General features: G+C 68.1%; 22 protein-coding genes, 1 tRNA gene and 1 pseudogene. 10 read left to right on the top strand and 14 right to left on the bottom strand.

Features of this window, described 5'->3' with window-relative positions; all coding sequences use genetic code 11:
* Positions 1-510 precede the first annotated feature (510 nt).
* Positions 511-1,209, bottom strand: a pseudogene (locus VB734_RS02250) (4-hydroxybenzoate polyprenyltransferase); the annotation flags it as partial.
* Positions 1,210-1,320: 111 nt separating this feature from the next.
* Between VB734_RS02250 and VB734_RS02255 the strand changes: the two are divergent.
* Both VB734_RS02255 and VB734_RS02260 read left to right on the top strand, forming a co-directional pair.
* On the top strand, positions 1,321-2,949 hold the full coding sequence (locus VB734_RS02255) for a Ppx/GppA phosphatase family protein (RefSeq protein WP_197165430.1): 1,629 nt from the start codon (positions 1,321-1,323) through the stop codon (positions 2,947-2,949).
* A gap of 68 nt (positions 2,950-3,017) precedes the next feature.
* Entirely contained in the window at positions 3,018-3,437 is a 420-nt protein-coding gene (locus VB734_RS02260) for a tellurite resistance TerB family protein (RefSeq protein WP_197165429.1), read from the top strand.
* A gap of 40 nt (positions 3,438-3,477) precedes the next feature.
* On the opposite strand, the gene VB734_RS02265 is transcribed toward VB734_RS02260, so the two are convergent.
* The 5 genes from VB734_RS02265 to petC form a co-directional block, all read right to left on the bottom strand.
* A tRNA-Val gene (locus VB734_RS02265) sits at positions 3,478-3,549 on the bottom strand.
* 28 nt (positions 3,550-3,577) lie between these two features.
* The gene (cobM, locus tag VB734_RS02270; RefSeq protein WP_197167055.1) at positions 3,578-4,390 is read right to left on the bottom strand and encodes a precorrin-4 C(11)-methyltransferase; all 813 of its coding nucleotides are present in this window, start codon (positions 4,388-4,390) and stop codon (positions 3,578-3,580) included.
* Between the two features lie 38 nt (positions 4,391-4,428).
* The gene (lgt, locus tag VB734_RS02275) at positions 4,429-5,289 is read right to left on the bottom strand and encodes a prolipoprotein diacylglyceryl transferase (protein WP_197167054.1); all 861 of its coding nucleotides are present in this window, start codon (positions 5,287-5,289) and stop codon (positions 4,429-4,431) included.
* A gap of 69 nt (positions 5,290-5,358) precedes the next feature.
* On the bottom strand, positions 5,359-6,291 hold the full coding sequence (petA, locus tag VB734_RS02280; protein ID WP_197165428.1) for a cytochrome f: 933 nt from the start codon (positions 6,289-6,291) through the stop codon (positions 5,359-5,361).
* A 46-nt stretch (positions 6,292-6,337) separates the two neighbouring features.
* Positions 6,338-6,874 carry a cytochrome b6-f complex iron-sulfur subunit gene (gene petC / locus VB734_RS02285; RefSeq protein ID WP_197165427.1) on the bottom strand — a complete coding sequence of 179 codons (537 nt, stop codon included), beginning with the start codon at positions 6,872-6,874 and terminating at the stop codon, positions 6,338-6,340.
* Positions 6,875-7,018: 144 nt separating this feature from the next.
* Here petC and VB734_RS02290 point away from each other — a divergent pair, with 144 nt between their 5' ends.
* Positions 7,019-7,372: a DUF3067 family protein gene (locus VB734_RS02290; protein WP_370594605.1), complete on the top strand. Its 354-nt coding sequence runs from the start codon at positions 7,019-7,021 to the stop codon at positions 7,370-7,372.
* Between the two features lie 25 nt (positions 7,373-7,397).
* Here the strand turns inward: VB734_RS02290 and tatC are convergent, their stop codons facing one another.
* A complete protein-coding gene (gene tatC / locus VB734_RS02295) occupies positions 7,398-8,213 on the bottom strand; it encodes a twin-arginine translocase subunit TatC (RefSeq protein ID WP_197165425.1) in 816 nt (271 codons plus the stop codon).
* Positions 8,210-10,006, bottom strand: a complete 1,797-nt coding sequence (locus tag VB734_RS02300; protein WP_231594829.1) for an Rqc2 family fibronectin-binding protein — start codon at positions 10,004-10,006, stop codon at positions 8,210-8,212. Before VB734_RS02300 ends, tatC begins: the two co-directional genes overlap by 4 nt.
* Positions 10,007-10,073: 67 nt before the next feature.
* Between VB734_RS02300 and gmk the strand changes: the two genes are divergently transcribed.
* Positions 10,074-10,640 (top strand): guanylate kinase, encoded by a 567-nt coding sequence (gene gmk, locus VB734_RS02305; protein WP_231594828.1) that lies wholly within the window; start codon positions 10,074-10,076, stop codon positions 10,638-10,640.
* Between the two features lie 143 nt (positions 10,641-10,783).
* Here the strand turns inward: gmk and psaJ are convergent, their stop codons facing one another.
* A complete protein-coding gene (gene psaJ / locus VB734_RS02310) occupies positions 10,784-10,900 on the bottom strand; it encodes a photosystem I reaction center subunit IX (protein ID WP_185465876.1) in 117 nt (38 codons plus the stop codon).
* Between the two features lie 103 nt (positions 10,901-11,003).
* Entirely contained in the window at positions 11,004-11,483 is a 480-nt protein-coding gene (locus tag VB734_RS02315) for a Photosystem I reaction center subunit III (protein WP_197165423.1), read from the bottom strand.
* A 76-nt stretch (positions 11,484-11,559) separates the two neighbouring features.
* On the opposite strand from VB734_RS02315, the gene tsaD reads away from it, so the two are divergent.
* Together tsaD and VB734_RS02325 are read left to right on the top strand one after the other, a co-directional pair.
* A complete protein-coding gene (tsaD, locus tag VB734_RS02320; RefSeq protein WP_197165422.1) occupies positions 11,560-12,615 on the top strand; it encodes a tRNA (adenosine(37)-N6)-threonylcarbamoyltransferase complex transferase subunit TsaD in 1,056 nt (351 codons plus the stop codon).
* Between the two features lie 42 nt (positions 12,616-12,657).
* Positions 12,658-12,840 carry a hypothetical protein gene (locus VB734_RS02325; RefSeq protein WP_006170318.1) on the top strand — a complete coding sequence of 61 codons (183 nt, stop codon included), beginning with the start codon at positions 12,658-12,660 and terminating at the stop codon, positions 12,838-12,840.
* Between the two features lie 34 nt (positions 12,841-12,874).
* On the opposite strand, the gene VB734_RS02330 is transcribed toward VB734_RS02325, so the two are convergent.
* Entirely contained in the window at positions 12,875-14,047 is a 1,173-nt protein-coding gene (locus VB734_RS02330; protein ID WP_370594572.1) for a type IV pilus twitching motility protein PilT, read from the bottom strand.
* Between the two features lie 139 nt (positions 14,048-14,186).
* Between VB734_RS02330 and wecB the strand changes: the two genes are divergently transcribed.
* Positions 14,187-15,311 (top strand): non-hydrolyzing UDP-N-acetylglucosamine 2-epimerase, encoded by a 1,125-nt coding sequence (gene wecB, locus VB734_RS02335; RefSeq protein WP_197165413.1) that lies wholly within the window; start codon positions 14,187-14,189, stop codon positions 15,309-15,311.
* 19 nt (positions 15,312-15,330) lie between these two features.
* Here the strand turns inward: wecB and VB734_RS02340 are convergent, their stop codons facing one another.
* Positions 15,331-16,524: an efflux RND transporter periplasmic adaptor subunit gene (locus VB734_RS02340; RefSeq protein WP_322782580.1), complete on the bottom strand. Its 1,194-nt coding sequence runs from the start codon at positions 16,522-16,524 to the stop codon at positions 15,331-15,333.
* Positions 16,525-16,628: 104 nt separating this feature from the next.
* Between VB734_RS02340 and ychF the strand changes: the two genes are divergently transcribed.
* Positions 16,629-17,720, top strand: a complete 1,092-nt coding sequence (ychF, locus tag VB734_RS02345) for a redox-regulated ATPase YchF (RefSeq protein ID WP_197165411.1) — start codon at positions 16,629-16,631, stop codon at positions 17,718-17,720.
* A gap of 132 nt (positions 17,721-17,852) precedes the next feature.
* Here ychF and VB734_RS02350 read toward each other — a convergent pair whose 3' ends face one another.
* Positions 17,853-18,677: a proteasome-type protease gene (locus VB734_RS02350; protein WP_231594826.1), complete on the bottom strand. Its 825-nt coding sequence runs from the start codon at positions 18,675-18,677 to the stop codon at positions 17,853-17,855.
* An 18-nt stretch (positions 18,678-18,695) separates the two neighbouring features.
* Here VB734_RS02350 and VB734_RS02355 point away from each other — a divergent pair, with 18 nt between their 5' ends.
* Positions 18,696-18,932 carry a hypothetical protein gene (locus tag VB734_RS02355; RefSeq protein WP_197165409.1) on the top strand — a complete coding sequence of 79 codons (237 nt, stop codon included), beginning with the start codon at positions 18,696-18,698 and terminating at the stop codon, positions 18,930-18,932.
* A 17-nt stretch (positions 18,933-18,949) separates the two neighbouring features.
* On the opposite strand, the gene VB734_RS02360 is transcribed toward VB734_RS02355, so the two are convergent.
* Positions 18,950-20,200 (bottom strand): MFS transporter, encoded by a 1,251-nt coding sequence (locus VB734_RS02360; RefSeq protein WP_322782581.1) that lies wholly within the window; start codon positions 20,198-20,200, stop codon positions 18,950-18,952.
* A 50-nt stretch (positions 20,201-20,250) separates the two neighbouring features.
* On the opposite strand from VB734_RS02360, the gene VB734_RS02365 reads away from it, so the two are divergent.
* Complete coding sequence (locus tag VB734_RS02365; RefSeq protein ID WP_322782582.1) at positions 20,251-21,774, top strand: alpha/beta fold hydrolase; 1,524 nt, start codon at positions 20,251-20,253, stop codon at positions 21,772-21,774.
* Positions 21,775-21,780: the final 6 nt, after the last annotated feature.

Raw genomic sequence — 21,780 nt, forward strand, 5'->3', positions numbered from 1 at the left:
GCCTACGGCACCACTGGCCGCCTCAACCTCATGGACCGCCATGTGCGATATGCCGATTGACTGCGGCCGGCTGGGAGCCATATGCCGTCCTATAGTTCCCGGTAGGCCTATCGGAACCAGCTTTTAAGGCAACTCCAGCCCACCCCCAGCCTTGTGCAACCCACGCAGATGCTCGCCGATCTGGGCCAGGTTCACTTCGATCGCTTCGAGTTCCTCCCGCCGCTCATCGCCCAGCAGCACCCGGACTTCCTGGTCCAGTTCTTCGCTCAGCTGATTCAAGCGTATTTGGCGTTGTTCGCTCTCGCGTTCGAGGCGGGTCCATTCGTTGGGTTGTGGCAGGCCGTAGCCGTCGCCGTCGAGCAGTTCGGCCGGGCGGCTGAGGTAGCCGCTGCTGGCGAGGATTTCCTGCAGGGCGCCGTCGGCCTTGTTCAGGCTGGCGTCGCGGCCGCGGCCGCCGAGGTAGCGGTTCTTCAGCTCATCCTGGGCGAGCAGCAGTTGACGGCGCAGGGCGGCCTGCTCGACCAGCAGCAGGGCGGCGGCGGCATAACTGAGGGCCACCGCGGCGGCAGCGTTGTCCCCCAGGCTGAGGGCACTGCTGCGCACCCCCAGGACTGCGTCATCCGTCCGGTCGGCCATGGCATACACCGTGTCGAAGCCGAAGGTCCACAGCAGCGTGGCCAGCCAGGCGAGCGGCAGGGGCCAGCCTCCTTCCAGGCCGGCCGTGGCCGCTGCCCAGGGGATCAGCACCGCGAACCCCCAGCAGAAGGCCAGCACCAGCTGGGGATAGGCGAACCAGCGCTTGGCCGAGGGGTAGAGCAGCACCGGTGGCAGGGTGGCCGCCGCCAGGGCCAGGCAGAGACCTCGGCCGGCAGTCGGCAGAGCCAGCACCACCGCCAGAGCGACCAGCAGGCAGCCCATCAGCAGGACCACCGCCTCGACCACTCCCACCCGGCCACTGGCCATCGGGCGGGTGCGGGTGCGCTCCACCAGGCGATCGATGCGCCGGTCCCAGAGGTCATTGGCCACGCAGCCGGCTCCGCTCACGGCCAGACCCCCGGCCACGATCAGGCCCACCAGGGAGGGGGATGGTGGGGCCTGGGGGGTGAGCCAGAGGGCCCAGCCGGCCGGGATCAGCAGGATCAGACGTCCGCTGGGCTTGTGCCAGCGCAGCAGCTCGAACCAACCCCGCAGGGAGGCGCGGATGTTCATCGGCGCAGGTTACGGCCCTCTGAGCCAGGGGCGGCCTGGGGCTGTGGCCCGTGGCGAGCGGTTGTGCGCTTCGGTGGCAAAGTGACGCGGTCAGTGCCGGCTGGTCGCCCGATGGTCCCTCCCGACCCCGCCGCCACGGTGGCCGCTCCCGCCAGCCAGGCCGCCGGTGACGGGCTCCGGCATGTGGCCGCCATCGACATCGGCACCAACTCCATCCACCTGCTGATCGCGGCGGTGGACCCGCACTTGCGCAGCTTCCGCCTGGTCCTGGCGGAGAAGTCGACCACCAGGCTGGGGGAGCGGGATCCCGAGACGGGGGACCTCACCCCCGAGGCCATCGAGCGCGCCTTCATCGCCCTGCGCCACTGCCGTCAGCTGGCCGAGAGCCATGGGGTGGAGCAGATCCTCACGGCCGCCACCAGCGCGGTGCGGGAGGCACCCAATGGCCGCCTGTTCGTGCAGGCGGTGCAGGAGCAGCTGGATCTGGAGGTGGATCTGGTCAGCGGCCAGGAAGAGGCCCGCCTCATCTATCTCGGGGTGCTCTCGGGCATGGCCTTCGGTGACACCCCCCACCTGATCCTCGACATCGGTGGTGGCTCCACCGAACTGATCCTGGCCGACGGGTCCGATGCCCGTGAACTCACCAGCACCCGGATCGGGGCGGTACGTCTGCAGAGGGATTTCATCCACGAGGACCCGATGCCTCCGGCCCGGCTCACCTTCCTGCGGGCATTCATCCAGGGGTCGCTGGAGCCGGCCGTGGAGCGGGTGAAGCGCCAGCTGCGGCCGGGGGAAGTACCGGTGATGGTGGGCACCAGCGGCACCGCCACGGCCCTGGCGGCCCTGGTGGCCGCCGAGCAGGAGCGCACCCCCCTGCGTCTGCAGGGATTCCGCATGAGCCGGGAACAGATCGATCAGCAGGTGAACCGGCTGACGACTCTGACCCCGGAGCAGCGGCGCTCCCTGCCCGCGATCAATGAGCGCCGCGCCGAGATCATCGTGCCGGGGGCGCTGGTGCTTCAGCAGGCGATGGCGATGCTGCAGACGGCGGAGATGGTGATCAGTGAGCGGGCCCTGCGCGAAGGCCTGATCGTCGACTGGATGCTCCGCCACGACCTGATCGTCGACCGCTTCGCGTACCAGAGCGGCATCCGCAGGCGCACGGTGCTTCAACTGGCCCAGCGCTACGGCGTCGACCAGACGCGTGCCGATCGGGTGGCTCAGCATGCCCTCAGCCTCTACGACCGCTGCCGAGGGGTGCTGCATCACGACGAGGGGGAAGGGCGGCAGCTGCTCTGGGCCGCGGCGATGCTGCATGGCTCAGGCCAGCACATCAACATCGGCGCCTATCACAAACACAGCTGGTACCTGATCCGCCATGGCGACCTGCTCGGCTACTCCGAAACCGAGCAACTGATGGTGGCGGCCATTGCCCGCTACCACCGCCGCAGTCTCCCCAAGAAGCGTCACGAGGCCTGGCTGCTGCTGCCGGGCCGTGAGCAGAGGCGCGCCGTCAACGCGATGGCGATGCTCCTGCGGCTCGCCGCTTCCCTCGATCGACGACCCACACCGGCGGTGGCAGGCCTGCGCATCTCCTGCAGCACCAGTGAGCTGAGCATCGGGCTCGAGCCGGCTTCGGGACTGGATCTGAGCCTGGAGCGCTGGAGCCTGCACGCATGCGCCGAGCCCCTGGCGGAGGCCACTGGCGTGAAGTTGCTGGTGGAATCCGACAGCCGGTAGCGACGACGACCGCAGGACCGGCCCTGCTGTCGCCATGACAGAGGCAGGACATCCCTGCTGCCAGTTCCATGGACTCTCCGACTGCCTTCGTGGCCGTGGCCCTTGCCGCCGTGTCCTGGGATGGGGTGCTCACCCGAGCCGGTTCCCGGGCCCTGCGCCATTCGCTCGACTATCGAGTGCCCTTCAATCAGATGGGCGATGCGGCGATGATTCAGCTGTTCGATCGGCTGCTGGCTGATCTCCGCAGCGATGGGGCCCCGATCCTGATGGCCCGAGCCGCGCTGCAGCTGGATCCCCACGAGCGTCGCACGGCCTTTGCCGTGGCGGCTGAGATCATGCGCTCCGACGGGCCATTGGTGGCTCAGGAACAGCAGATCCTTGCTGATCTTGCGGCTCAGCTGGAGATCGAGCCGAGTGAATCAACCCGGATTCTTGAAGTGATGGACATCCTGCATGCCGAGCTGGTCTGCAGCCCTGTGGCGGCCTGATCCCGGGCAGTCGGTCGAAGCTCCGGCCTGAACAGGAGAATGGGCGATACTGGATTCGAACCAGTGACCCCTTCCGTGTGAAGGAAGTGCGCTACCGCTGTGCTAATCGCCCGCACCTGTTGATCCTAAAACACCGGGGTTCAGCTCCCTGAGCCCCCTGCCTGCACCGCTTCAGTCTCTGCCGTGCCTGAAGCGTTTGCCGCCGCGGTGTCGGCCCGGAACAGGTGATCATGGCTGGCGGAATACAGCCTGGAGCGGGCCTGAGCGGGAGCGGCCAGCGCTGGGCTCACCACGTAGAGGGTGGTGCGGATCAGCTGTCGTTCCCGGCTCACGGCCGCCATCTGCTCCAGGGGGACCACCTGCAGCCACTGGTCCGGCCAGCTCACGCGGTAGCCGATGGCCACGGGTGTGTCGGGGGTGTAGTGCTCCAGCAACTCCTGCTGCACCGATTCCACATGGCGGGCGCTCAGGTACAGGCAGAGGGAGGCCCGCAGGGACGCCAGATGCGCCAGCGACTCCCGCTCCGGCACTCCCGTGCGTCCGCCGGCACGACTGAGCACGATGGTCTGGACCAGACCCGGGATGGTGAGCTCAGCCTTGAGGGCCGCGGCGGTGGCCTGGTAAGCACTCAGGCCCGGAACCACGTCCACCTCCAGACCAGCGTCGGCCAGACGGCAGATCTGCTCCGCAAGGGCTCCGTAGAGGCAGGGGTCCCCATCGTGCAGGCGCACCACCCGCAATCCCGTCCTTGCCCGCTCGACCACCAGCTCCATCACTTCTTCCAGGGTGAGCATGCTGGTGCGGATCCGTTCGCAGTGCTGCGGGGCCAGGGCGGCGATCTGGGGTGACACCAGGGAATCGGTCCAGACCAGAACGTCGGCGGCTTCGACGGCACGGGTGGCCCGCACGGTCATCAGATCGATGGCGCCCGGGCCTGCACCCACGATCTGCACAGGTCTGGCAGCTCCAGGCACGGGAGTCGAGGTTGCGATCAAGAGGGGGTCCTCGGCTGGGCGGGAGCACCGCCGGGATCGGGGAGGGAGCGATGCCGGCCGTAGATCCACCAGAGGCCGAAGCTGCCGAGGGCGATCAGCAGCAGGCTCATCAGCTGGGCCATGCGCAGGCCTCCTTCACAGAAGGGCGGTGAGGAGAACAGGCAGAGGGGGTCGGTGCGCAGCCCTTCGATCCAGACTCTGCCCAGGCTGTAGCTCACCAGATAGACGCAGCTCAGGGCCCCGGCCGGCAAGGGGATGCGTCCCTTGAGACCTGCGCGGAACAGCAGCAGCAACAGGGCCACCACAGCGAGATTCCAGAGAGATTCGTAGAGGAACGTGGGGTGGAAGTACTGCTGATCGAGGAACGGTGCAGGCCTGTTGAGGGTTGGGATATAGAGCTTCCAGGGCAGGTCGGTGGGCAGACCGAACGCTTCCGAATTGAAGAAATTGCCCCAGCGCCCGATCGCCTGGCCCAGGGCTACGGACGGGACCAGCACATCGAGCAGGTTCCAGAACGCCAGCTTGCGCCAGCGGCAGTAGGCGATCACCGCCAGGGTGCCGCCGATCAGGGCTCCATGGATGGCGATGCCGCCACGCCAGATGGCCAGGGCCTCCAGCCAGTTGAGCTGATACTGGCGCCACTCCAGCAGGACGTAGTAGAGGCGGGCGCCCAGCACGGCAGCCAGCACCAGCAGAGGCAGCAGGTCAGCGATCAGCACGGGGTCAATGCCCCGGGCCTTCCCCAGCCGGGTGGCCAGCAGCAGACCGATCAGCACCGCCAGGGCGATCAGCAGGCCATACCAGCGCAGGGAAAAGGGGCCCAGCTGAAAGATCAGGGGCCCCGGTGAGGCGAACACAGCAAGGGCCGTGGCCGGGGAGAGAAACTCCAACGAATGCACTCAGGCGAACGGCGTGGTGGCCAAGGCTCAGATGCCCTCGGCGGCCTGGACTTTCTCCACCTGCTTCTTCTTCAGCACCAGCATGATCTGGGCCAGAGCCACCGCGGCGAAGAAGGCGAGCATCCCGTAGAGACGGACAGGATTCTGAAGCACGATTTCAGCATCGAGCTGACCGAAGCCGCCCACGTTGGGGTCGTCGGTGAGGGGGGAACCGGCGCTGACGCTGTCGCCGACCGCCACGGTGAGGGATGGCCCAGCGGGAATGGTGTCGCTGACGCTCTGACCATCGCTGGTGCTGATCTCCACCACAGAGGCTCCGTTCTCACCGGGGGTGATGGCGGCAACCGTGCCGTCCACAGAGGCATTGAAGACCCCGTTGTTGCTCTTCTCACCGGTGGGGTACACCTGGCCGCGGCCCCGGTTGCCGCCCACGTGGATCGAATACTTGCCGAAGTGAATGGAGCTGTCGCTGCCGGGATCAGGCGAGAGAATCGGGAAGACGATCTCCTGATGCTGGTCGCCGGGCAGGGGACCCACCAGCAGAATGTTGGGGTCGTTGTCGCTGTACTGGGTGAAATAAACCCCAGCGGTTTCTTCTTTCAGTTCGTCGCTCAGCCGCTCAGGCGGAGCCAGCTTGAAACCATCGGGGAGCATCACCACGGCCCCCACGTTCAGGCCGGAGCGGCTGCCGTCGGCGCCCACCTGCTGCACGGACGTGTCGTAAGGGATCTTGACCACCGCCTTGAAGACGGTGTCCGGCATCACGGCCTGCGGAACTTCGACCTGGGTGGCCTTCTTGGCGAGGTGACAGTTGGCGCAGACGATCTTGCCGGTGGCTTCGCGGGGGCTGGCGTAATTCTGCTGGGCCCAGAACGGGTAGGCCCAGCTGGCCTGGGGAGCCACCAGGAGGGCGGCAGCGACGAGCAGGGAGCTCAGCAGCAGGGAGAGGGAGCGACGCATGGGGGGTGGGCGAACGGGCGACGAAGGAGAGGGAGAACGCGGTGGATCAGGCCCACCAGGGCTTGTCGCCGGTGCGGAAGTCGGTGTCGCTCCACTGGCTCAGGAACACGGTGTCGTTCTCGACCGTGACGTTGGCCAGGGCCAGGGAGAGAGGGGCAGGACCGCGCACCACCTTGCCGGTGGCGTCGTACTGACTGCCGTGACAGGGGCACATGAACTTGTTGGCGCCGCTGTTCCAGGGCACGACGCAGCCCAGGTGCGTGCAGATGGCGTTGATGCCGTAGCTGCCGATCGCCTCGGGGCCTTCCACCAGCAGGTAGGTGGGATCACCCTTGAGCCCCTGCACCAGGCTGCGGTCGCCTTCCTTGTGGGTGGAGAGCCAGCCCGTGGCCGTGACGGTGTTGCCCAGTTCATCCTTGGCCGTGGTGCCGCCGCCACTGCCCGCGGCTCTGGGGGGGATGAAGTAGTTGACCACCGGGTACAGAGCGCCAAGGGCAACCCCCGTGACCGTGCCGAAGGTGAGCAGATTCATGAACTGCCGACGACCCATTCCGGGCACATCGCTCACAGGGATCTGGGTCATACGAGGCGTTCCTTGGTGCCGAAGCAACGTGCCGCCCATTATGACCGTTGCCCCTCCGGCCACCGGCTGCCAGAGCGGGGGGCTGACCAGCTGGCGCAACATGCTGTTGTCACTCCCAACGGTGCGCCCATCCCGCCGTCCTCGCTGTTGTCCGATCCCGCCGCTCCCCACACCCCAGCGCCACTCCGTTACGAGGAGGTGATCGAGTTGCTGCGCTCCCGCTGGCAGGCCTCCTACGACCTGCAGCTGGTTCAGCGCCGCGGGCGCCTGTACCTGCAGGTGATGTGGGCCTACCTCGAGCAGCAGTCCTTCCCCCTCGATGCCGCCGGCTACGAAGCCCGCCTGCGGGAGCTGGTGGAGGTGCTCAACGATCTCCGGGTGGCGGAGCAGGTGAGGGGTTGGCTCAGCACCACGAAGGACCGGCCTCGGCTGGGCAAGGCGATGAGCCTGGCCCTGCAGCCCCCGGCGGACGGGCGCAGCAGTGAATTCCTGCTCTGACCTCGGCTCCGCAAAGGATCTCTGATCAGCCGGGCTCGGGGCGCACCTGCTCCACCAGAGCCACCAGCGCCACCCCGATCAGGAACAGGGCCGTGATCGCTCCGGTGAGCAGCAGCATCGTGACCGGGTCGGTGGAGGGGGTGAGCACGGCGCCGGCCAGGGCCGAGCCCAGGACCACCCAGCGCCAGGACCCCAGCATGGTGCGCGATCCCACCAGGCCGAAGGCCCCGAGCAGCAACTGCAGCACCGGCAGCTCGAAAGCCAGCCCAGTGGCCACCATCAGCAGGAGCACGAAGTCGAGATAGCGCTCGATCGACCAGATCGGCTCCACCACATCGGCGCCGTAGTTCACCAGGAAGCGCAGGGCCGCGGGCACCAGCGCCCACCAGGCGAAGGCCAGACCGGCCAGGAACAGCACTGCCGAGGCCGCCACCGCCGGCGCCACCAGCCGGCGCTCGCGCCTGGTCAGGCCTGGAAGAACGAAGGAGAGCACCTCATAGAGGATGTAGGGCAGCACCAGGGTGAGGCCGGCGTAGCCGGCCACCTTGAGCGAGACGAACAGGAATTCCCCCGGGGCCAGCTGCAGGAAACGCATCCCCACGGCCGGCACCTGCAGAAGGCGCACCAGGGGCCGCACCAGCACCAGGCAGACGGCCGCCGACACTACAAGGGCCAGCAGACTGCGCAGCACCCGCCGCCTCAGTTCCTCCAGGTGCTCCAGCAGGGTCATCTCCACCTCGCCGGGGAACTCATCCGGACGGCTGACGCGGATGGGCTCCGGCACGGGCAGGGCCGTTCCCGTGGCTCCGCTGCTGGCTGTGGATGGGGTTGGTTCGCTCATGGCCCTGGCTCCGCAGGGACCTTAGGCACAGATTCCGCCTCAGCGAGCCAGTGGGCGGCTCGCTGAGGCGAGGCCCAGACCACCTCTCCCCCTCGGTGGGTCACGGTGCCGGCGGCAGCTCCCGCGATTCGTTGCAGCTGATCGCAGGGCACCTTCAGCACCGGAACCCGCCCATTGTGACGGGCCCGGCTGAAGTGGGCGGCCAGATCAGCGGCCAGCTGAAGATCGGCGTCGGCGGCCTCCGCGGCCGAGGACTTGAGCATCACGTGGCTGCCCGGGCATTCCTGGGCGTGGAACCAGAGGTCGCCCCGGCGGGCCTGGCGCAGGCTGATCCACTCGTTCTGCCGGTGGTTGCGGCCCACCTGCACGCGCAGTCCGCCGGGGGTGAGCAGCTCCAGCGGGGACGGGGTGCTGGCCGCGGCTGAGCGGGGCGGGGAGCGGCGTCCTGAGCGGCGTCCTTCGGAGCCACCCCGGACCAGCAGCTCCTCGCTCTCCTGCTCGAGGGCCTCGAGTTGACTGAGGGCGTCGTCCAGATCCATGCCCCGGGCGTCGCCGGGGTTCAGCTCGGGGCCATGCAGGGCGAGGAAGGCCAGGCTGGCGTCGATCCGCTCCAGCTGGCGCTGATGCAGCTCCAGCCGGGGGGTGATCGAGACCACCGAGCGCCGCAGCCGCCGGGCACGCCTGTAGAGGGCCTGGGCTTCGGCCACCTGGTCGCGGCTGGGTGCCGCCAGGCAGAGCAGAGCGTCGGCCTGACGGCTCAGATCATCCCCGCCGTCCACCTGATCGAGCAGATCCTGCTGCTGCTGGCGCTGGCGTTCCTCGCGCTCCCGGGCGGCCAGGAGTTTCAGCTCCAGGCTTGCCCTCCGTCGCTGCAGCTCCTCCTGGCCCAGCCGCTGGCGGTAGTAGGCCGCCAGGGGGGCGTTCACGGGGCCACAGCAGGCGGTACCCCAGCAGCGGTAACGGCCTGAGCCACCAGAGCCACAGCTGGAGTCATCGACGTCCCAGCCGAAGCGCTCCTGCTCCAGGTCCTGCAGCCAGCGCTGCCACCGCGCCCAGAGGTGAGACCACTGCTCCTGGGTGAGCGCTCCCACCGGTCGGGCCAGCAGCTCCTCCGCCGGTTCCAGCCCCTGATCGGCCAGCTGCAGCGCCAGGGCCGGACTGATTCCCTGGTAGGTCTGCTGCAGGGCCTGACGAAGGGACACGGGCACCAGCAGCAGCCGCCGCTGCCAGCGCTCCTGGGACTCCTCGAGGCTGGGGGGATCCGACCGCAGGGCCGGCGGACGCACGTAACTGGAGCCACTGGCGATCGGCCGCAGCCGTGACTGCTGCTCCCGCACCTGGCGGGCCAGGCTCACCACCCGTCCCTGGGCATCGAGCAGAAACACATTGCTGTGACGGCCCATCAGCTCCACCACCAGACGGCGGCCACTGGGCTCCCCGGGTCGGGGTGCGAAATGCAGATCCACCACCCGCTCGAAGCCCGCCTGCTCGATCGCCACAAGGGCCAGCCCCCCCAGCCCGTGCTGCAGCACCCGGGCCAGGGTGCTGCCGTCCCCCTGCTTCGGTGGTGGATCGATCGCCATCAGCCGGGGGGCCGCCGCCAGCCAGCTGATCTCCAGCCAGCGCATCCCGCTCAGACCTCGAAGTCCAAGCTGCAGGGTGTGGGGGCTGGGCTGCTGGGCCTTCTCGAAGCGGGCCGGCACCAGCAGGGGACGCAGCTCCGCCAGCACCGCCCTCAAGGTGGTGAGGTCCATGGCCTGGATGGCCAGGTTCGGCTGGGTCTGGGGCGCCATGGGCTGCCGCTCCACGCCGGAGCGTGCGGTGGGATCCCACTACTCTGCTGGCCAGCCGGAGACCTCCATGGGATCGCCTTCAATGCCAGGACGGCTCACCGTGATCAGCGGCCCCAGTGGTGTGGGCAAGGGCACCCTCGTGGCGGCTCTTCTGAAGCGTCACCCCGCGCTCTGGCTGTCGGTCTCGGCCACCACCCGGGCGCCCAGACCAGGTGAGATCGACGGGACCACCTATCGCTTTCTCGATCGCGGGCGCTTCGAGGCCCAGGTGCAGGCTGGTGGCTTCCTGGAGTGGGCCGAATTCGCCGGCAACCTGTACGGCACGCCGCGCGCCCCGGTGGAGGAGCATCTGGCCCAGGGACAATCGGTGGTGCTGGAGATCGAACTGGAGGGAGCCCGTCAGGTGCGGCGCAGTTTTCCAGCCGGGTTCCAGGTGTTCATCAAGCCCCCCAGCTTCGAGGAGCTGGAGAGGCGCATCCGTGGGAGGGGCACCGAGGGCGAGCAGGCCATCCAGCGGCGGCTCAGCCGTGCTCAACAGGAACTCGAGGCGGAGGCGGAATTCGATGCGGTGCTGGTGAACGGTGACCTGGATCAGGCGATCTGCAGCCTGGAAGGGTTGCTCAACCTCGCGTGATGCCGGTTGATCCAGGGGGAGGGTCTCTCGAGGGACAGGGCGGACGCGTTCGCCAACAAAAAACGGCCCTTTCGGGCCGCTCGATCATGGGTGTGGTCCGAGGCTCTGGCTCCGAGAGGGCCAGAACTGAGGAGGCTCTGGACTCAGAGGGGATGGAAGAGCAGGTCGGGGAAGAAGCGGTTGAACTCGATCATGATCCCGGCGGTGATCGTGAACCAGATGGCAGCGAACACCGGGGCGGTGGTCAGAAATTTCTTCATGGAGTCAACCCCTGGCGGGGCCGGGAGACGTTGGGGGAGGGGCTGGAGTTGAGGAAACCGGCCCGTGGTCATGGACCCGGGCCTGAGCTGAACCTTCAGATCCTCAGCGAGGCGAGATGGTGATCTTGGAGTCCGACTCCAGCAGCTTGCCGCTGGTGAACTCGCCGAAGGCGGCCAGGGGCCAGGTGGCGGCGGCCAGGGTGCTCTTGAGGGCGAGGGGCAGGTCGATCTGGATCTCACGCATGGTGGCGTCCTTGCTGCCGCGGATCGCCTGCAGGTAGGAGCGGCCAGCCCAGCCGATGCAGCCAGCGATGTAGAGGAAGGCGATGCCGGGGATCATGAAATCGCCCGCATGGCTCCAGCGGCCATCCACGATCAGGTGGGGCAGCCCATCAGGACCGCAGACGGCCTGGCTGTACATCTCGAAGCGTGCCTTGGCCTGCGGGGTGGCCGCGGAGCTGGCCCGCTGCTGGAAGCGTGAGCTCTCAGCACAGGGGGTGAGCCCGGCGACGTCGGCGTTGGCCACGGAGGCGAAGCCGAACAGCAGCAAGGCGGAAATCAGAACGGCGAAAAGACGGCGCATCGTGTCCGGTTCCGGGGAAAGCCCTGCCGGAAGGCAGGATGTCACACGCGGACAGTAGGGGACTTCCCTGGAGCCCATGCCCACCATTCTGGCCGTCGAAACAAGTTGTGACGAGTCCGCCGCCGCCGTTGTGCGTGATCGTCAGGTGCTCGCCAGTGCTGTGGCCTCCCAGGTCGAGGAGCATGCCCGCTGGGGAGGCGTGGTGCCTGAAATCGCCTCCAGGCGCCACGTGGAGGCCCTGCCCCAGCTGGTGGAGCGGGTGATGGCCGAATCGGACCTGGGGTATGCCGATCTCGACGGCATCGCCGCGACGGTGGCGCCGGGTCTGGTGGGGGCCCTGCTGGTGGGATCGGTCACCGGCCGGACCCTTGCCCGCCTGCACGACCTGCCCTTTCTGGGGGTGCACCATCTGGAGGGTCACCTCTGCTCGGTGCAACTGGGGGACCCTCTGCCAGCGGGTCCTTACCTGGTGCTGCTGGTCAGCGGCGGTCACACCGAGCTGGTGCGGGTGGAGGGGGTCGGGGCCTACCGGCGCCTCGGACGCAGCCATGACGACGCGGCCGGTGAGGCCTTCGACAAGGTGGCGCGGCTGATGGGACTGGGTTATCCCGGAGGCCCCGCCATCCAGGCGGCGGCAGCCGCCGGCGATCCAGAGCGCTTCCCCCTGCCCAAGGGCCGGGTGTCCAGGCCTGAGGGTGGCTTCCATCCCTACGACTTCAGCTTCAGTGGCCTGAAAACCGCGGTGCTGCGGCTGGTGCAGCGCCTGGAGCAGGAGCAGCAGCCGCTGCCGCTGGCCGACATCGCCGCCAGTTTCGAGCGGGTGGTGGTGGATGTGCTGGTGGATCGCAGCTGCCGTTGCGCCCTGGATCAGGGGCTGGACACCGTGGTGCTGGTGGGCGGGGTGGCGGCCAACCGCCGCCTGCGCCGGACCATGCAGGACCGTTGCGATGCCCTCGGTCTGCAGTGGCGTGTCGCTCCCCTGGCCTACTGCACGGACAACGCCGCGATGATCGGCGTGGCGGCCGCGGCTCGCCTGGCCGGCGGGGCCTGCAGCGACTGCGATCTGGGGGTTTTGGCAAGGCTGCCGCTCGAGCAGGCCGGCAGCCTTTACGAAACACGGTCAGGTCGTTAATCCCTTTAGAGTGATTTCAACTCTGTCTTGGGACGAGAACAGATGGCCCCTGCTGAGATCAGCGAGAACCGGCTCGAGCCCGTCGATGTCGATCCCCAGGAACTGAATGCCTGGCGCCGTGGCTTCACCCCCCAGGCGGAGATCTGGAACGGACGTCTGGCCATGCTGGGCCTGTCCCTGGGCCTGGCGAGTCTGCTGCTCATCCGCCTGGCCACTCGCTCCTGAGCTTCAAGCCATGGCGTCAGCTGAGCGGGCTGCGTCAGCTGATCCGGCCGCGCAACGTCTGGGCCAGTTCGTTCGGCTTGAGACTGTGGGAGAGGGCCTCCCGGGGGGCCACCGTCCCAGCCTCCACCAGGGCTGCAAGCGACTGATTGATGGTTTGCATCCCATCGAAGGCACTGCGCGCCATGATCTGCTCCACTTCATCGAGATCCCCCCGCTGGATGTAGTCGCGGCAGGCTTCGGTGTTGACCAGCAGATCGTGATAGGCGGTGCGCGTTCCATCCCGGGTGCGGATCAGCCCCTGGGAGATCACCGCCAGGAGGGATTCCGCCAGCTCCCGGCGCATCTGCTCCTTGCTCTGCGGATCGAACAGGCCCATCACCCGGTCCACCGAGCGCACCGCTGAATTGGTGTGGAGGGTGCCGAAGACCAGGTGGCCGGTCTGGGCTGCTTCGAGGGCGGTGGAGAGGGTGTCACGATCGCGGATCTCACCGATCAGGATCACATCGGGATCTTCCCGGAGAGCCGCACGCAACGCCGTGTGGAAGCGCTTGGTGTGATGTCCCACCTGCCGCTGACGGATCAGGCAGGTGCGGCTGGTGTGCACGAATTCCACCGGATCTTCGATCGTGATGACGTGCTTGGCGACGGTTCTGTTGATCCAGTCGATCATGGCCGCCAGGGTGGTGCTCTTGCCGCAGCCTGTTGGACCGGTCATCAGCACCAGCCCTTTCGGATAGGTGGCCAGCTCTTTCAGAACCGGCGGCATGGCCAGCTGATCCAGGCTCGGCACCTCCAGGGGGATCAACCTCAGCACCATGGCGGGCCCGCGCACGCTCTCCAGCAGGTTGATGCGGACTCGCGCAAAGGGAAAGGCGTGGGCCCCATCGAAGTCGAGGCACTGCTGGAAGTGATCCAGATCGCTGGCCGGGAGGATTTCCTCCAGCCAGCGCTGGAATTGCTCCCGATCGGTGATGGGCCAACCCGTGGGCAGGATGACTCCCTGGCCTCGGTAGCGAGGGGATTCACCGACCCCGAGATGCACATCGGAGTAGCCCCTGGCGTCGGCGATCGCCACGATCGCTTCCAGGCTGGACGGCAGATCGCCGAAGCTGGCTCGCCCCACTTCCGGCATGGAAGGCACGGAAGCTTCCGTCGAGGGTGCCGGCGGAGGTGGGGGAGGCCGCCTGACGGCAGTGGACTCGACCATGACCTGTGGGGCGCTGCTGCTCTCGAGCGGGTTCACGGTCCAGGGGCGTCCATCGCTCTCAGCATTGCTCGAAACTCAGCCCGTGTCACCAAGCGCCTCAGGGCCACTTCCCTAGGATCCCAGCCACCGCCTCGCCCCCTTGACCGCCACCGCACCGCTCGTGAGCATCGTGCTGGGCACCCGGCCTGAAGCGATCAAACTGGCACCGGTGATCCTGGCGTTCCAGCGTGATCCGGGCTTCCGCACCCGGGTGGTGCTCACCGGTCAGCACCGGGAGATGGTGGCTCAGGTGATGGATCTGTTCGGGCTCACCCCCGATCGCGACCTGGCCCTGATGACCCCGAAGCAGACCCTCACCCATGTCACCTGCGCGGCTCTCCAGGGCCTGCGTGAGGAGTTTCTGGAGCATCGCCCCGACCTGGTGCTGGTGCAGGGCGACACCACCACCGCCTTCGCTTCAGCCCTGGCCGCCTTCTATGAGCAGATCCCCGTGGGTCACGTGGAGGCGGGGCTGCGCACCGACAACCTGCTCGATCCCTTTCCGGAGGAGGCGAACCGTCGCCTGATCTCCCAGGTGGCCCTGCTGCACTTCGCCCCCACCACGGTCTCCGAGGCCAACCTGAAGGCCTCAGGTGTGGTGGGGGAGATCCTGGTCACAGGCAACACCGTGATCGATGCGCTGCTGCTGATGGCCGCTCAGGCCCCCCTGCCGCAGTTCCCCGGGCTCGACTGGGAGCGACAGCGGGTGATCCTGGCCACCGTTCACCGCCGCGAGAACTGGGGGGAGCGGCTCACCAGCATCGGCCAGGGGTTCCGTCAGCTGCTGGACAGCCATCCCGACACGGCGCTGCTGCTGCCCCTGCACCGCAACCCCACGGTCCGGGAGCCCCTGCAGGAGCTTCTGGGCGATCATCCCCGCGCCCATCTCTGCGAACCGCTCGACTACGACCAGCTGGTGGGGGCGATCCGGGGCTGCACTCTCCTGCTCTCCGATTCCGGTGGTCTGCAGGAGGAGGCACCGGCCCTGGGCAAGCCCGTGCTGGTGCTGCGGCGCACCACGGAAAGGCCGGAAGCGGTCACGGCTGGAACCGCGCGGCTGATCGGCACCGCCAGCGAGTCGATCGTGAACGAGGCCAGCCGCCTGCTCGAGGATCCCCAGGCCTACGAGGCCATGGCCCAGGCCCACAACCCCTTCGGCGATGGTCAGGCCAGCGGTCGGATCCTGGAGGCCAGCCGCCGTTTCCTCAGCGGAGGCCGGAGCTGATCGGTGGCCCCGGACGGATTCAGGACCCCCGTTTCTTCGCCCAGGGGGGCAGGTCGATGAACACACTTGTGCCCTCCTCGAGACCGGAGATGATCTGTGTGTTGCGGCCACTGCTCGAGCCCAGGGTCACCGGCTGAAAGCGGGGCTGGTTGTCCTTGCCCACCAGCAGGACGCCCGGCCGTCCTTCCTCCGTGACGACCGCCACCGTGGGCACCAGGGTCTGTGGGGGGAGGCTGCCGGTCTGAAAGTCGATGTCGGCCGTCATGCCGATGCGCAGCAGATTGTTGGGATCGCTGAGGCTGAGTTTCACCTCGAACGACGTGACGTTGTTGTTCTTCACCGCCCGCGGAGCCACCTTGACCACCCGGGCGGCGAATCGCTTGTCGGGAAAGGCATCCACCCGCACACTGGCGGTCTGGCCGACGCTGATCCGGCCGATGTCGTTCTCGGGCACCTTGGCGACCACCTCCAGCCCCTGGGCCAGCTCCACCACCGAGGAGCTGGATGCGCCGGCGTTCGCCGAGGCGGACGTGGTGGGAGTCACGAAGGCACCGGGATCGGCGAATCGCTGGGTGATCACCCCGTCGAAGGGAGCCCGGATCGTGAGCTCATCACGTTCCACCGTGCGCTGGTTGAATCGTTTGCGCGCCACGTCCAGTGAGGCCCGGGCCGTGAGGGCTCGGGTTCGGAAGGAGACGATGTCGTCTTCGCTGATGGCCCCCTCATCGAACAGCTTGAGACGGCGTTCGTAGTCGGAGCGGGCGCGGCTCTCCTCCGCCTCCGCAAGGCGCACCTGGGCCCCCAGTTCCAGCTCCCGCTGGCGCAGGTCACCACTGTCCATCAGGGCGATCGGCTGGCCCCTGGTCACCCGGTCGCCTTCATCCACGAACAGCGACTCCAGAACCCCGCCGCGCTTGGGGCTCACGTTGACGCTGCGGCCTGCCTCCAGCTCGCCGCTGGCGCTCACCACCCCCGGCAGGGAGCCGCGCTTGGCCACGACGGTGAAGTCAGCCAGGTTGCTGCGCTTGGCGGCCTGGCGCTGCCTCTGCCAGAGAGTCACGCCACCCACCACCAGCAGCAGGGCCGCGGCTCCGGCCGCCAGCCGCCGCCGCCAGCGGTGGCGGGGAGCCAGGCCTCCGACTCCGGTCGCCGTGGTCACGCCGGGAGACAGCGCAGCTTCCGGCAGCTTCGGGGCTGGGGGTTGTTCGAGCATCCGCGTGGCGATGGCCGTGCTCCGTTCACTGAGACCAGTCTTCCTGGTGGGGCTTCCAACTGTGGCCCCCAGTGTCTGGAGGACCCCCGTCTAGATTTCGCTCCATGCTCAAAGCCGGAATCGTGGGGCTGCCCAATGTGGGCAAATCCACCCTGTTCAACGCCCTGGTGGCCAACGCCCAGGCCCAGGCGGCCAATTTCCCCTTCTGCACGATCGAGCCGAATGTGGGCGTCGTGGCGGTACCCGATCCGCGGCTGAAGATGCTTTCGGATGTGTCCAGCTCCCGTGAGATCGTCCCCACCCGGGTGGAGTTCGTCGACATCGCCGGCCTGGTGAAAGGTGCCAGCCAGGGAGAGGGGCTGGGCAACAAGTTCCTCGCCAACATCCGCGAGGTCGACGCGATCGTGCACGTGGTGCGCTGCTTCGAGGACGATGACGTGATTCACGTGTCCGGGGCTGTGGATCCGGTGCGCGATGCCGAGGTGATCAATCTGGAGCTGGGGCTGGCGGATCTGGGCCAGATCGAGAAGCGCCGCGAGCGTTTGAAGAAGCAGGCGCGCACCAGCAAGGAGGCCCAGGCCGAGGATGCCGCCCTCGCGCGGATCCAGGCCGAGCTGGAGCAGGGCGGTGCCGCCCGCAACGTGGAGCTGAGCGAGGAGGAGGCGCCCATGCTCAGGCCCCTGGGGCTGCTCACCGCCAAGCCGATCATCTATGCCACCAACGTCTCGGAAGATGACCTCGCCGAGGGCAATCCCTTCTCCCGCGCCGTGGAGGAGCTGGCGCGCAGGGAAGGCGCCGAGGCCGTGCGCATCTCGGCCCAGGTGGAGGCGGAGCTGATCGAGCTGGGCGAGGCTGAGCGCGCCGATTACCTTGAGGGCCTCGGCGTGAGCGAGGGCGGGCTTCAGAGCCTGATCCACGCCACCTACCGCCTGCTGGGTCTGCGCACCTACTTCACAACCGGTGAGAAGGAAACCCGCGCCTGGACCATCACCGCCGGCATGACCGCCCCCCAGGCCGCCGGGGTGATCCACACCGATTTCGAGCGGGGGTTCATCCGCGCCCAGACCGTGGCCTATGCCCAGCTGGTGGAGGCCGGCTCCCTGCCCGAAGCCCGCAACCGCGGCTGGCTGCGCAGTGAGGGCAAGGAGTATGTGGTGCAGGAAGGCGACGTCATGGAGTTCCTGTTCAACGTCTGAGGGAACCATCCCCTCAGACGTTCACTCCGGGAGGGCTGCCCATGCTGCGACGGCCAGGGTCGGGCACAGGCGCTTCACGCCCACAACAGGCCCATCCCCGCTGGCCTGAATCGTTGCGTCTCAGGTCAGGGATCAGGACCATTCCAGTGCTGGAAGGTCCCGGAATGCCTGGCGGACGCCGGCGCTCCAGCCGGTGCTCAGGGCGGAGAAGTAGGGATCGCCTTCTTGGAAGCGGCGCCTTTGATGAATCGCCAGGCTGTCGCGCTCGTAGCAGATCAGGTCGATCGGCATCCCCACGGACAGATTGCTGCGCATGGTGGAATCGAAGGACACCAGCACACACTTGGTGGCGTCGGCCATCGTCGTGGCCGGGGTGATCACACGGTCGAGGATCGGTTTGCCGTATTTCGCCTCGCCGGTCTGCAGGAAGGGCGTGTCGTCGCCGGCTTCGATGAAGTTCCCTTCGGCGTAGATGCGGAACAGCCGCGGGGCTTCTCCCTTGATCTGGCCGCCCAGAATGAACGAGGCGTTGAATCTCACCGCACTGCCCTCGAGGAAGGGGGCATCGCGATGTTCGATCTCACGCATCACATCCGACACCAGCACGGCCACATCGAACAGGGTCTGGGCGGTCCACAGGGTCATGGCGCCATCGTCGCGGCTGGCCCGTTGCTTCAGCAGACTCACCACCGCCTGGGTGCCGGCCAGGCTGCCGGAACTGAGCAGCACGATCACCCGGTCCCCGGGCCGCTCGAAGGTGGTCATCTTGCAGAACCTGGCGAAATCATCGACACCGGCATTGGTGCGGGAGTCGGAGGCCATCACCAGGCCCTCGTCCAGCAGCAGGCCCACGCAATAGGTCACGGCCAGGTCATCACTCGGGGCGCTCCATTGTTGCGGCGGACCCGCTCCAGGGTCTGTGCCGGCGACGTCCCCGGCCAGGGGGGACAATGGCATCAGCTGCAGTGGCCGGTGATGCCCTCATCCCAGACGTCCCCCGCCAACGATCCGAACGCCGCTCCGAACGCCCCCGTTGATCCGGCCGCTCCGGCCGATCACCCCCACAACTTCGACGTTCAGAAGGAACTGCACCAGCGGATTCGCAATGATCCCGACTACGACGACTGGGAATACGGCACCGAGCCGCTCCCCCATGAATCCGAGGCCTGGATCCGTGCCCAGAAGGCCAGGGCCCAGGTCAAGGACTCCTGAGGGGGGAACGCCGTCGCTCAGGGCTGCGGTCGGGTCCGCCGTTGACCGGGGTGGGGATGGAAGCGGTTCAGCTGCCCCACCAGCAGCAGCCCCAGCAGACTCAGGAGTGTCATCAGCAGCCAGAGGCCGGCTCCATGCCGCTGGCTTTCCAGCAACCAGCCCCCGACCAGCGGGGCCACGAAGGAGCTGATCGCGAAGCACTGCGAGAACAGGGCCAGGGCCATCCCCTGGTGCGAGACCGGTGTGACCTCGATCACCGCTTCGCTGGCGGTGGGGAGGAAGGCCGCCGCCGCTGCCGCCAGGGGCACCTGGGCCAGCACCAGCAGGGAAAGGCTCTGCCAGCCCAGCGCGGAGAGGGCCAGCAACAGGCTGCCGAACGCAAAGCCCAGCAGGCTCCAGCCCAGCCCGAAGGACACCGGCCGCTCCCCCAGCCAGCGCCCCAGGGGCCACTGGAACAGCAGCAGCAGGCTGAGCTGGAGTCCCAGCAGCAGGGCTCCGAGGCTCTCGCTCAGCGGCGCACGCTCCAGACCGCCCCGCACCAGATCCAGAGGCAGGGCGCTCTGGAGCAGTGACACCATGCCCGTGGCCAGCAGCGTGACCCCCAGCAGGGGCAGCAGGGGTTTCACCCACTGGTGCCAGGGCAGGCGGCGATCCTGGTCGCCGGTGGGCGCCGCCAGGGGCAGGGGTGAGCGCAGCAGCAGGCTGATCACCACCGTCATGCAGACGATGTCCACCAGATAGATGCCGCGCAGGTGCCGGCTGCCCGCCATCAGGGCTCCCAGCAGCACCCCAAGGGCCACGCCGAGGGCATCACCGGTGCGCACCAGGGCATAGCCACGGCTGGTGGGCAGAGGCGGTGCGCTCAGGGGCACCGCCAGCTCGATGGCCGGCCAGTAGATCCCCATCGCTGTGCCCAGAAGCACTTGCCCCAGCACAAAGGCGGGGAAGGTTTCCGCAGTGAACAGTCGGCTGTCGGCCAGCACCGAGATCAGAGCCGCCAGCAGGACCGGCCGGGTGGTGCTGAGGCCACGGTCGAGCCACCAGCCGCTCAGCAGCCGCCCCAGGGTGCCGGCCAGTGCCGCGGCGGCCAGGCCCTGGCCCACTGCCAGGGCCGAGAACTGAGCCTGGTGGAACACCACCGGGGTGAGGTAGAGGATTCCCCCGGCCCCGAAGCTGCCCACCAGGCGGATCACGGTGAGTTCGCGCAGCGGCGCGGGAAACTGGAGCCACCAGATTGGTTGGCTTGCTCCTGCCTGCGGCTCTGTCACAACACGTCCGTCGGGGGCTGGCACTCCTGACCAGTCTGCTGGTGGGCTCGGTGGCTCCACGGCTGGTGGAGCCGGTCAGCGCGGCCGACCGGCTGGATGTGCAGCTCGATGGTCTCTCGCTGCCCCTCGATCTGCATCAGCTCGACGCCTGGAGCCGGGACCCGAAGGGCAGCCGCAATGAACTGGCCATCTGGCTCGAGCTGCTCGACCAGGGCAGCCGTGACGATCTGGTGACCCTGCTGCGATCACCCCTGTTGCCCGATCGGGGCTTCGCTCTGCAGTTGCTGCAGAGCTGGGCGGGGCGCCAGGTGCTGGAGGCGGTGGGAGAACTGTTCGCCGGAGGCAAGCCCGGCAGTGGCGTGCTGCTGCTCACCACCCTGCGGGAACGCCTGCAGCGGCCCGAGCCGATCCGGTTCGTGGACCTGCTGCTGGCGGTGCCCACCCCCCGGCTCACCCTTGATCTCGATGGGCTGCTGCAGCTGGCGGGGCTCTGGCGGCATCAGCTGGAGGAGCAGACCCTGGCGCTGGAGCGGTTGCGGGATCTGCCGCTGCGCAACCGGGAGGATTCGGAGACCAGTGCACGGCTGGCGGCGATTCAGCCTGACCCCAGGCCCAGGACCATCGCCCTGACGGTGGCCCACAGGTCAGCCCCCCTGGAGATTGAAGTGTGGCCGGCCGTCCCGCCACGCCAGGGCTCCTGGGTGGTGCTGATGCCGGGACTCGGGGGCAGCAGCGCCCAGCTCGGCTGGTTGGCCCGGGGCCTGGCGGCCCGTGGCTGGCCGGTGGTGCTGATCGAGCACCCCGGCAGCAACGAGACGGCGGTGCGCCAGATGCTTGACGGCCAGCGCCCCCCACCAGGGGCTGAAACCCTTCCCGATCGGCTGGCTGATGTCGAGGCGGTTCTGGCGGCGGAACGGCAGGGGCGGATCCCCCCTCTCGGCCACTCGGTGGTGCTGATGGGCCACTCCCTGGGAGGGCTTTCTGCGCTGCTGGCCAGCGGACTGCGCCCGGTCCCGGGGCTGGCTCGCCGCTGCGAGCGGGCTCTGGATGTGATCCCCCTGATCAACATCTCCAGGCTGCTGCAATGTCAGCTCCAGGAGGTGCCCCTGCCGGAGCCCGCAGGTGGCCCGCCAAGAGCCCTGGCCGCGGTGGTGAGCCTGAATGGCTTCGGCAGCCTGCTCTGGCCTGGCCGGGGTCTGGAGCATCTCAAGGCTCCGCTGCTGATCATCGGCGGCGGGCTGGATCTGGTCACCCCGCCGGTGAGCGAGCAGCTGGCGCTGTTCCTGCAGCACCGGGATCCTCGCAGCCGTCTGGTGATGGTGGACGGCGGGAGTCACTTTTCCGTGGTGCGCGTCAAGGAGCATGAGCAGGCTCTCTGGCGGCTCGGCGATGGTCTGGTGGGGATGGAGCCGGTGCGGGTCCAGGAGCTGCTGCTGAGCCTCACGTCCGATTTCCTGGCATCGGTGGACACGGCCATTCCGATGGCTCCGCAGCGGCGCAGCCGCGATGGCGTGACGGCCTACGTGCTCGATGGGCGCAGTGCCAGGCGATGGCGCGGCCGCATCGGCCCCTGAACGGGC

This window comes from Synechococcus sp. BA-124 BA4, from assembly GCF_034931165.1.

Excerpts from the sequence above, each read along its gene's own strand:
- VB734_RS02255 (WP_197165430.1), top strand. The coding sequence starts at position 1,321 with ATGGTCCCTCCCGACCCCGCCGCCACGGTGGCCGCTCCCGCCAGCCAG.
- VB734_RS02260 (WP_197165429.1), top strand. The coding sequence starts at position 3,018 with ATGGACTCTCCGACTGCCTTCGTGGCCGTGGCCCTTGCCGCCGTGTCC.
- petA (WP_197165428.1), bottom strand. The coding sequence starts at position 6,291 with ATGCGTCGCTCCCTCTCCCTGCTGCTGAGCTCCCTGCTCGTCGCTGCC.
- petC (WP_197165427.1), bottom strand. The coding sequence starts at position 6,874 with ATGACCCAGATCCCTGTGAGCGATGTGCCCGGAATGGGTCGTCGGCAG.
- tatC (WP_197165425.1), bottom strand. The coding sequence starts at position 8,213 with ATGAGCGAACCAACCCCATCCACAGCCAGCAGCGGAGCCACGGGAACG.
- VB734_RS02300 (WP_231594829.1), bottom strand. The coding sequence starts at position 10,006 with ATGGCGCCCCAGACCCAGCCGAACCTGGCCATCCAGGCCATGGACCTC.
- gmk (WP_231594828.1), top strand. The coding sequence starts at position 10,074 with ATGGGATCGCCTTCAATGCCAGGACGGCTCACCGTGATCAGCGGCCCC.
- psaJ (WP_185465876.1), bottom strand. The coding sequence starts at position 10,900 with ATGAAGAAATTTCTGACCACCGCCCCGGTGTTCGCTGCCATCTGGTTC.
- VB734_RS02315 (WP_197165423.1), bottom strand. The coding sequence starts at position 11,483 with ATGCGCCGTCTTTTCGCCGTTCTGATTTCCGCCTTGCTGCTGTTCGGC.
- tsaD (WP_197165422.1), top strand. The coding sequence starts at position 11,560 with ATGCCCACCATTCTGGCCGTCGAAACAAGTTGTGACGAGTCCGCCGCC.
- VB734_RS02325 (WP_006170318.1), top strand. The coding sequence starts at position 12,658 with ATGGCCCCTGCTGAGATCAGCGAGAACCGGCTCGAGCCCGTCGATGTC.
- VB734_RS02330 (WP_370594572.1), bottom strand. The coding sequence starts at position 14,047 with ATGGTCGAGTCCACTGCCGTCAGGCGGCCTCCCCCACCTCCGCCGGCA.
- VB734_RS02340 (WP_322782580.1), bottom strand. The coding sequence starts at position 16,524 with ATGCTCGAACAACCCCCAGCCCCGAAGCTGCCGGAAGCTGCGCTGTCT.
- ychF (WP_197165411.1), top strand. The coding sequence starts at position 16,629 with ATGCTCAAAGCCGGAATCGTGGGGCTGCCCAATGTGGGCAAATCCACC.
- VB734_RS02350 (WP_231594826.1), bottom strand. The coding sequence starts at position 18,677 with ATGCCATTGTCCCCCCTGGCCGGGGACGTCGCCGGCACAGACCCTGGA.
- VB734_RS02355 (WP_197165409.1), top strand. The coding sequence starts at position 18,696 with ATGCCCTCATCCCAGACGTCCCCCGCCAACGATCCGAACGCCGCTCCG.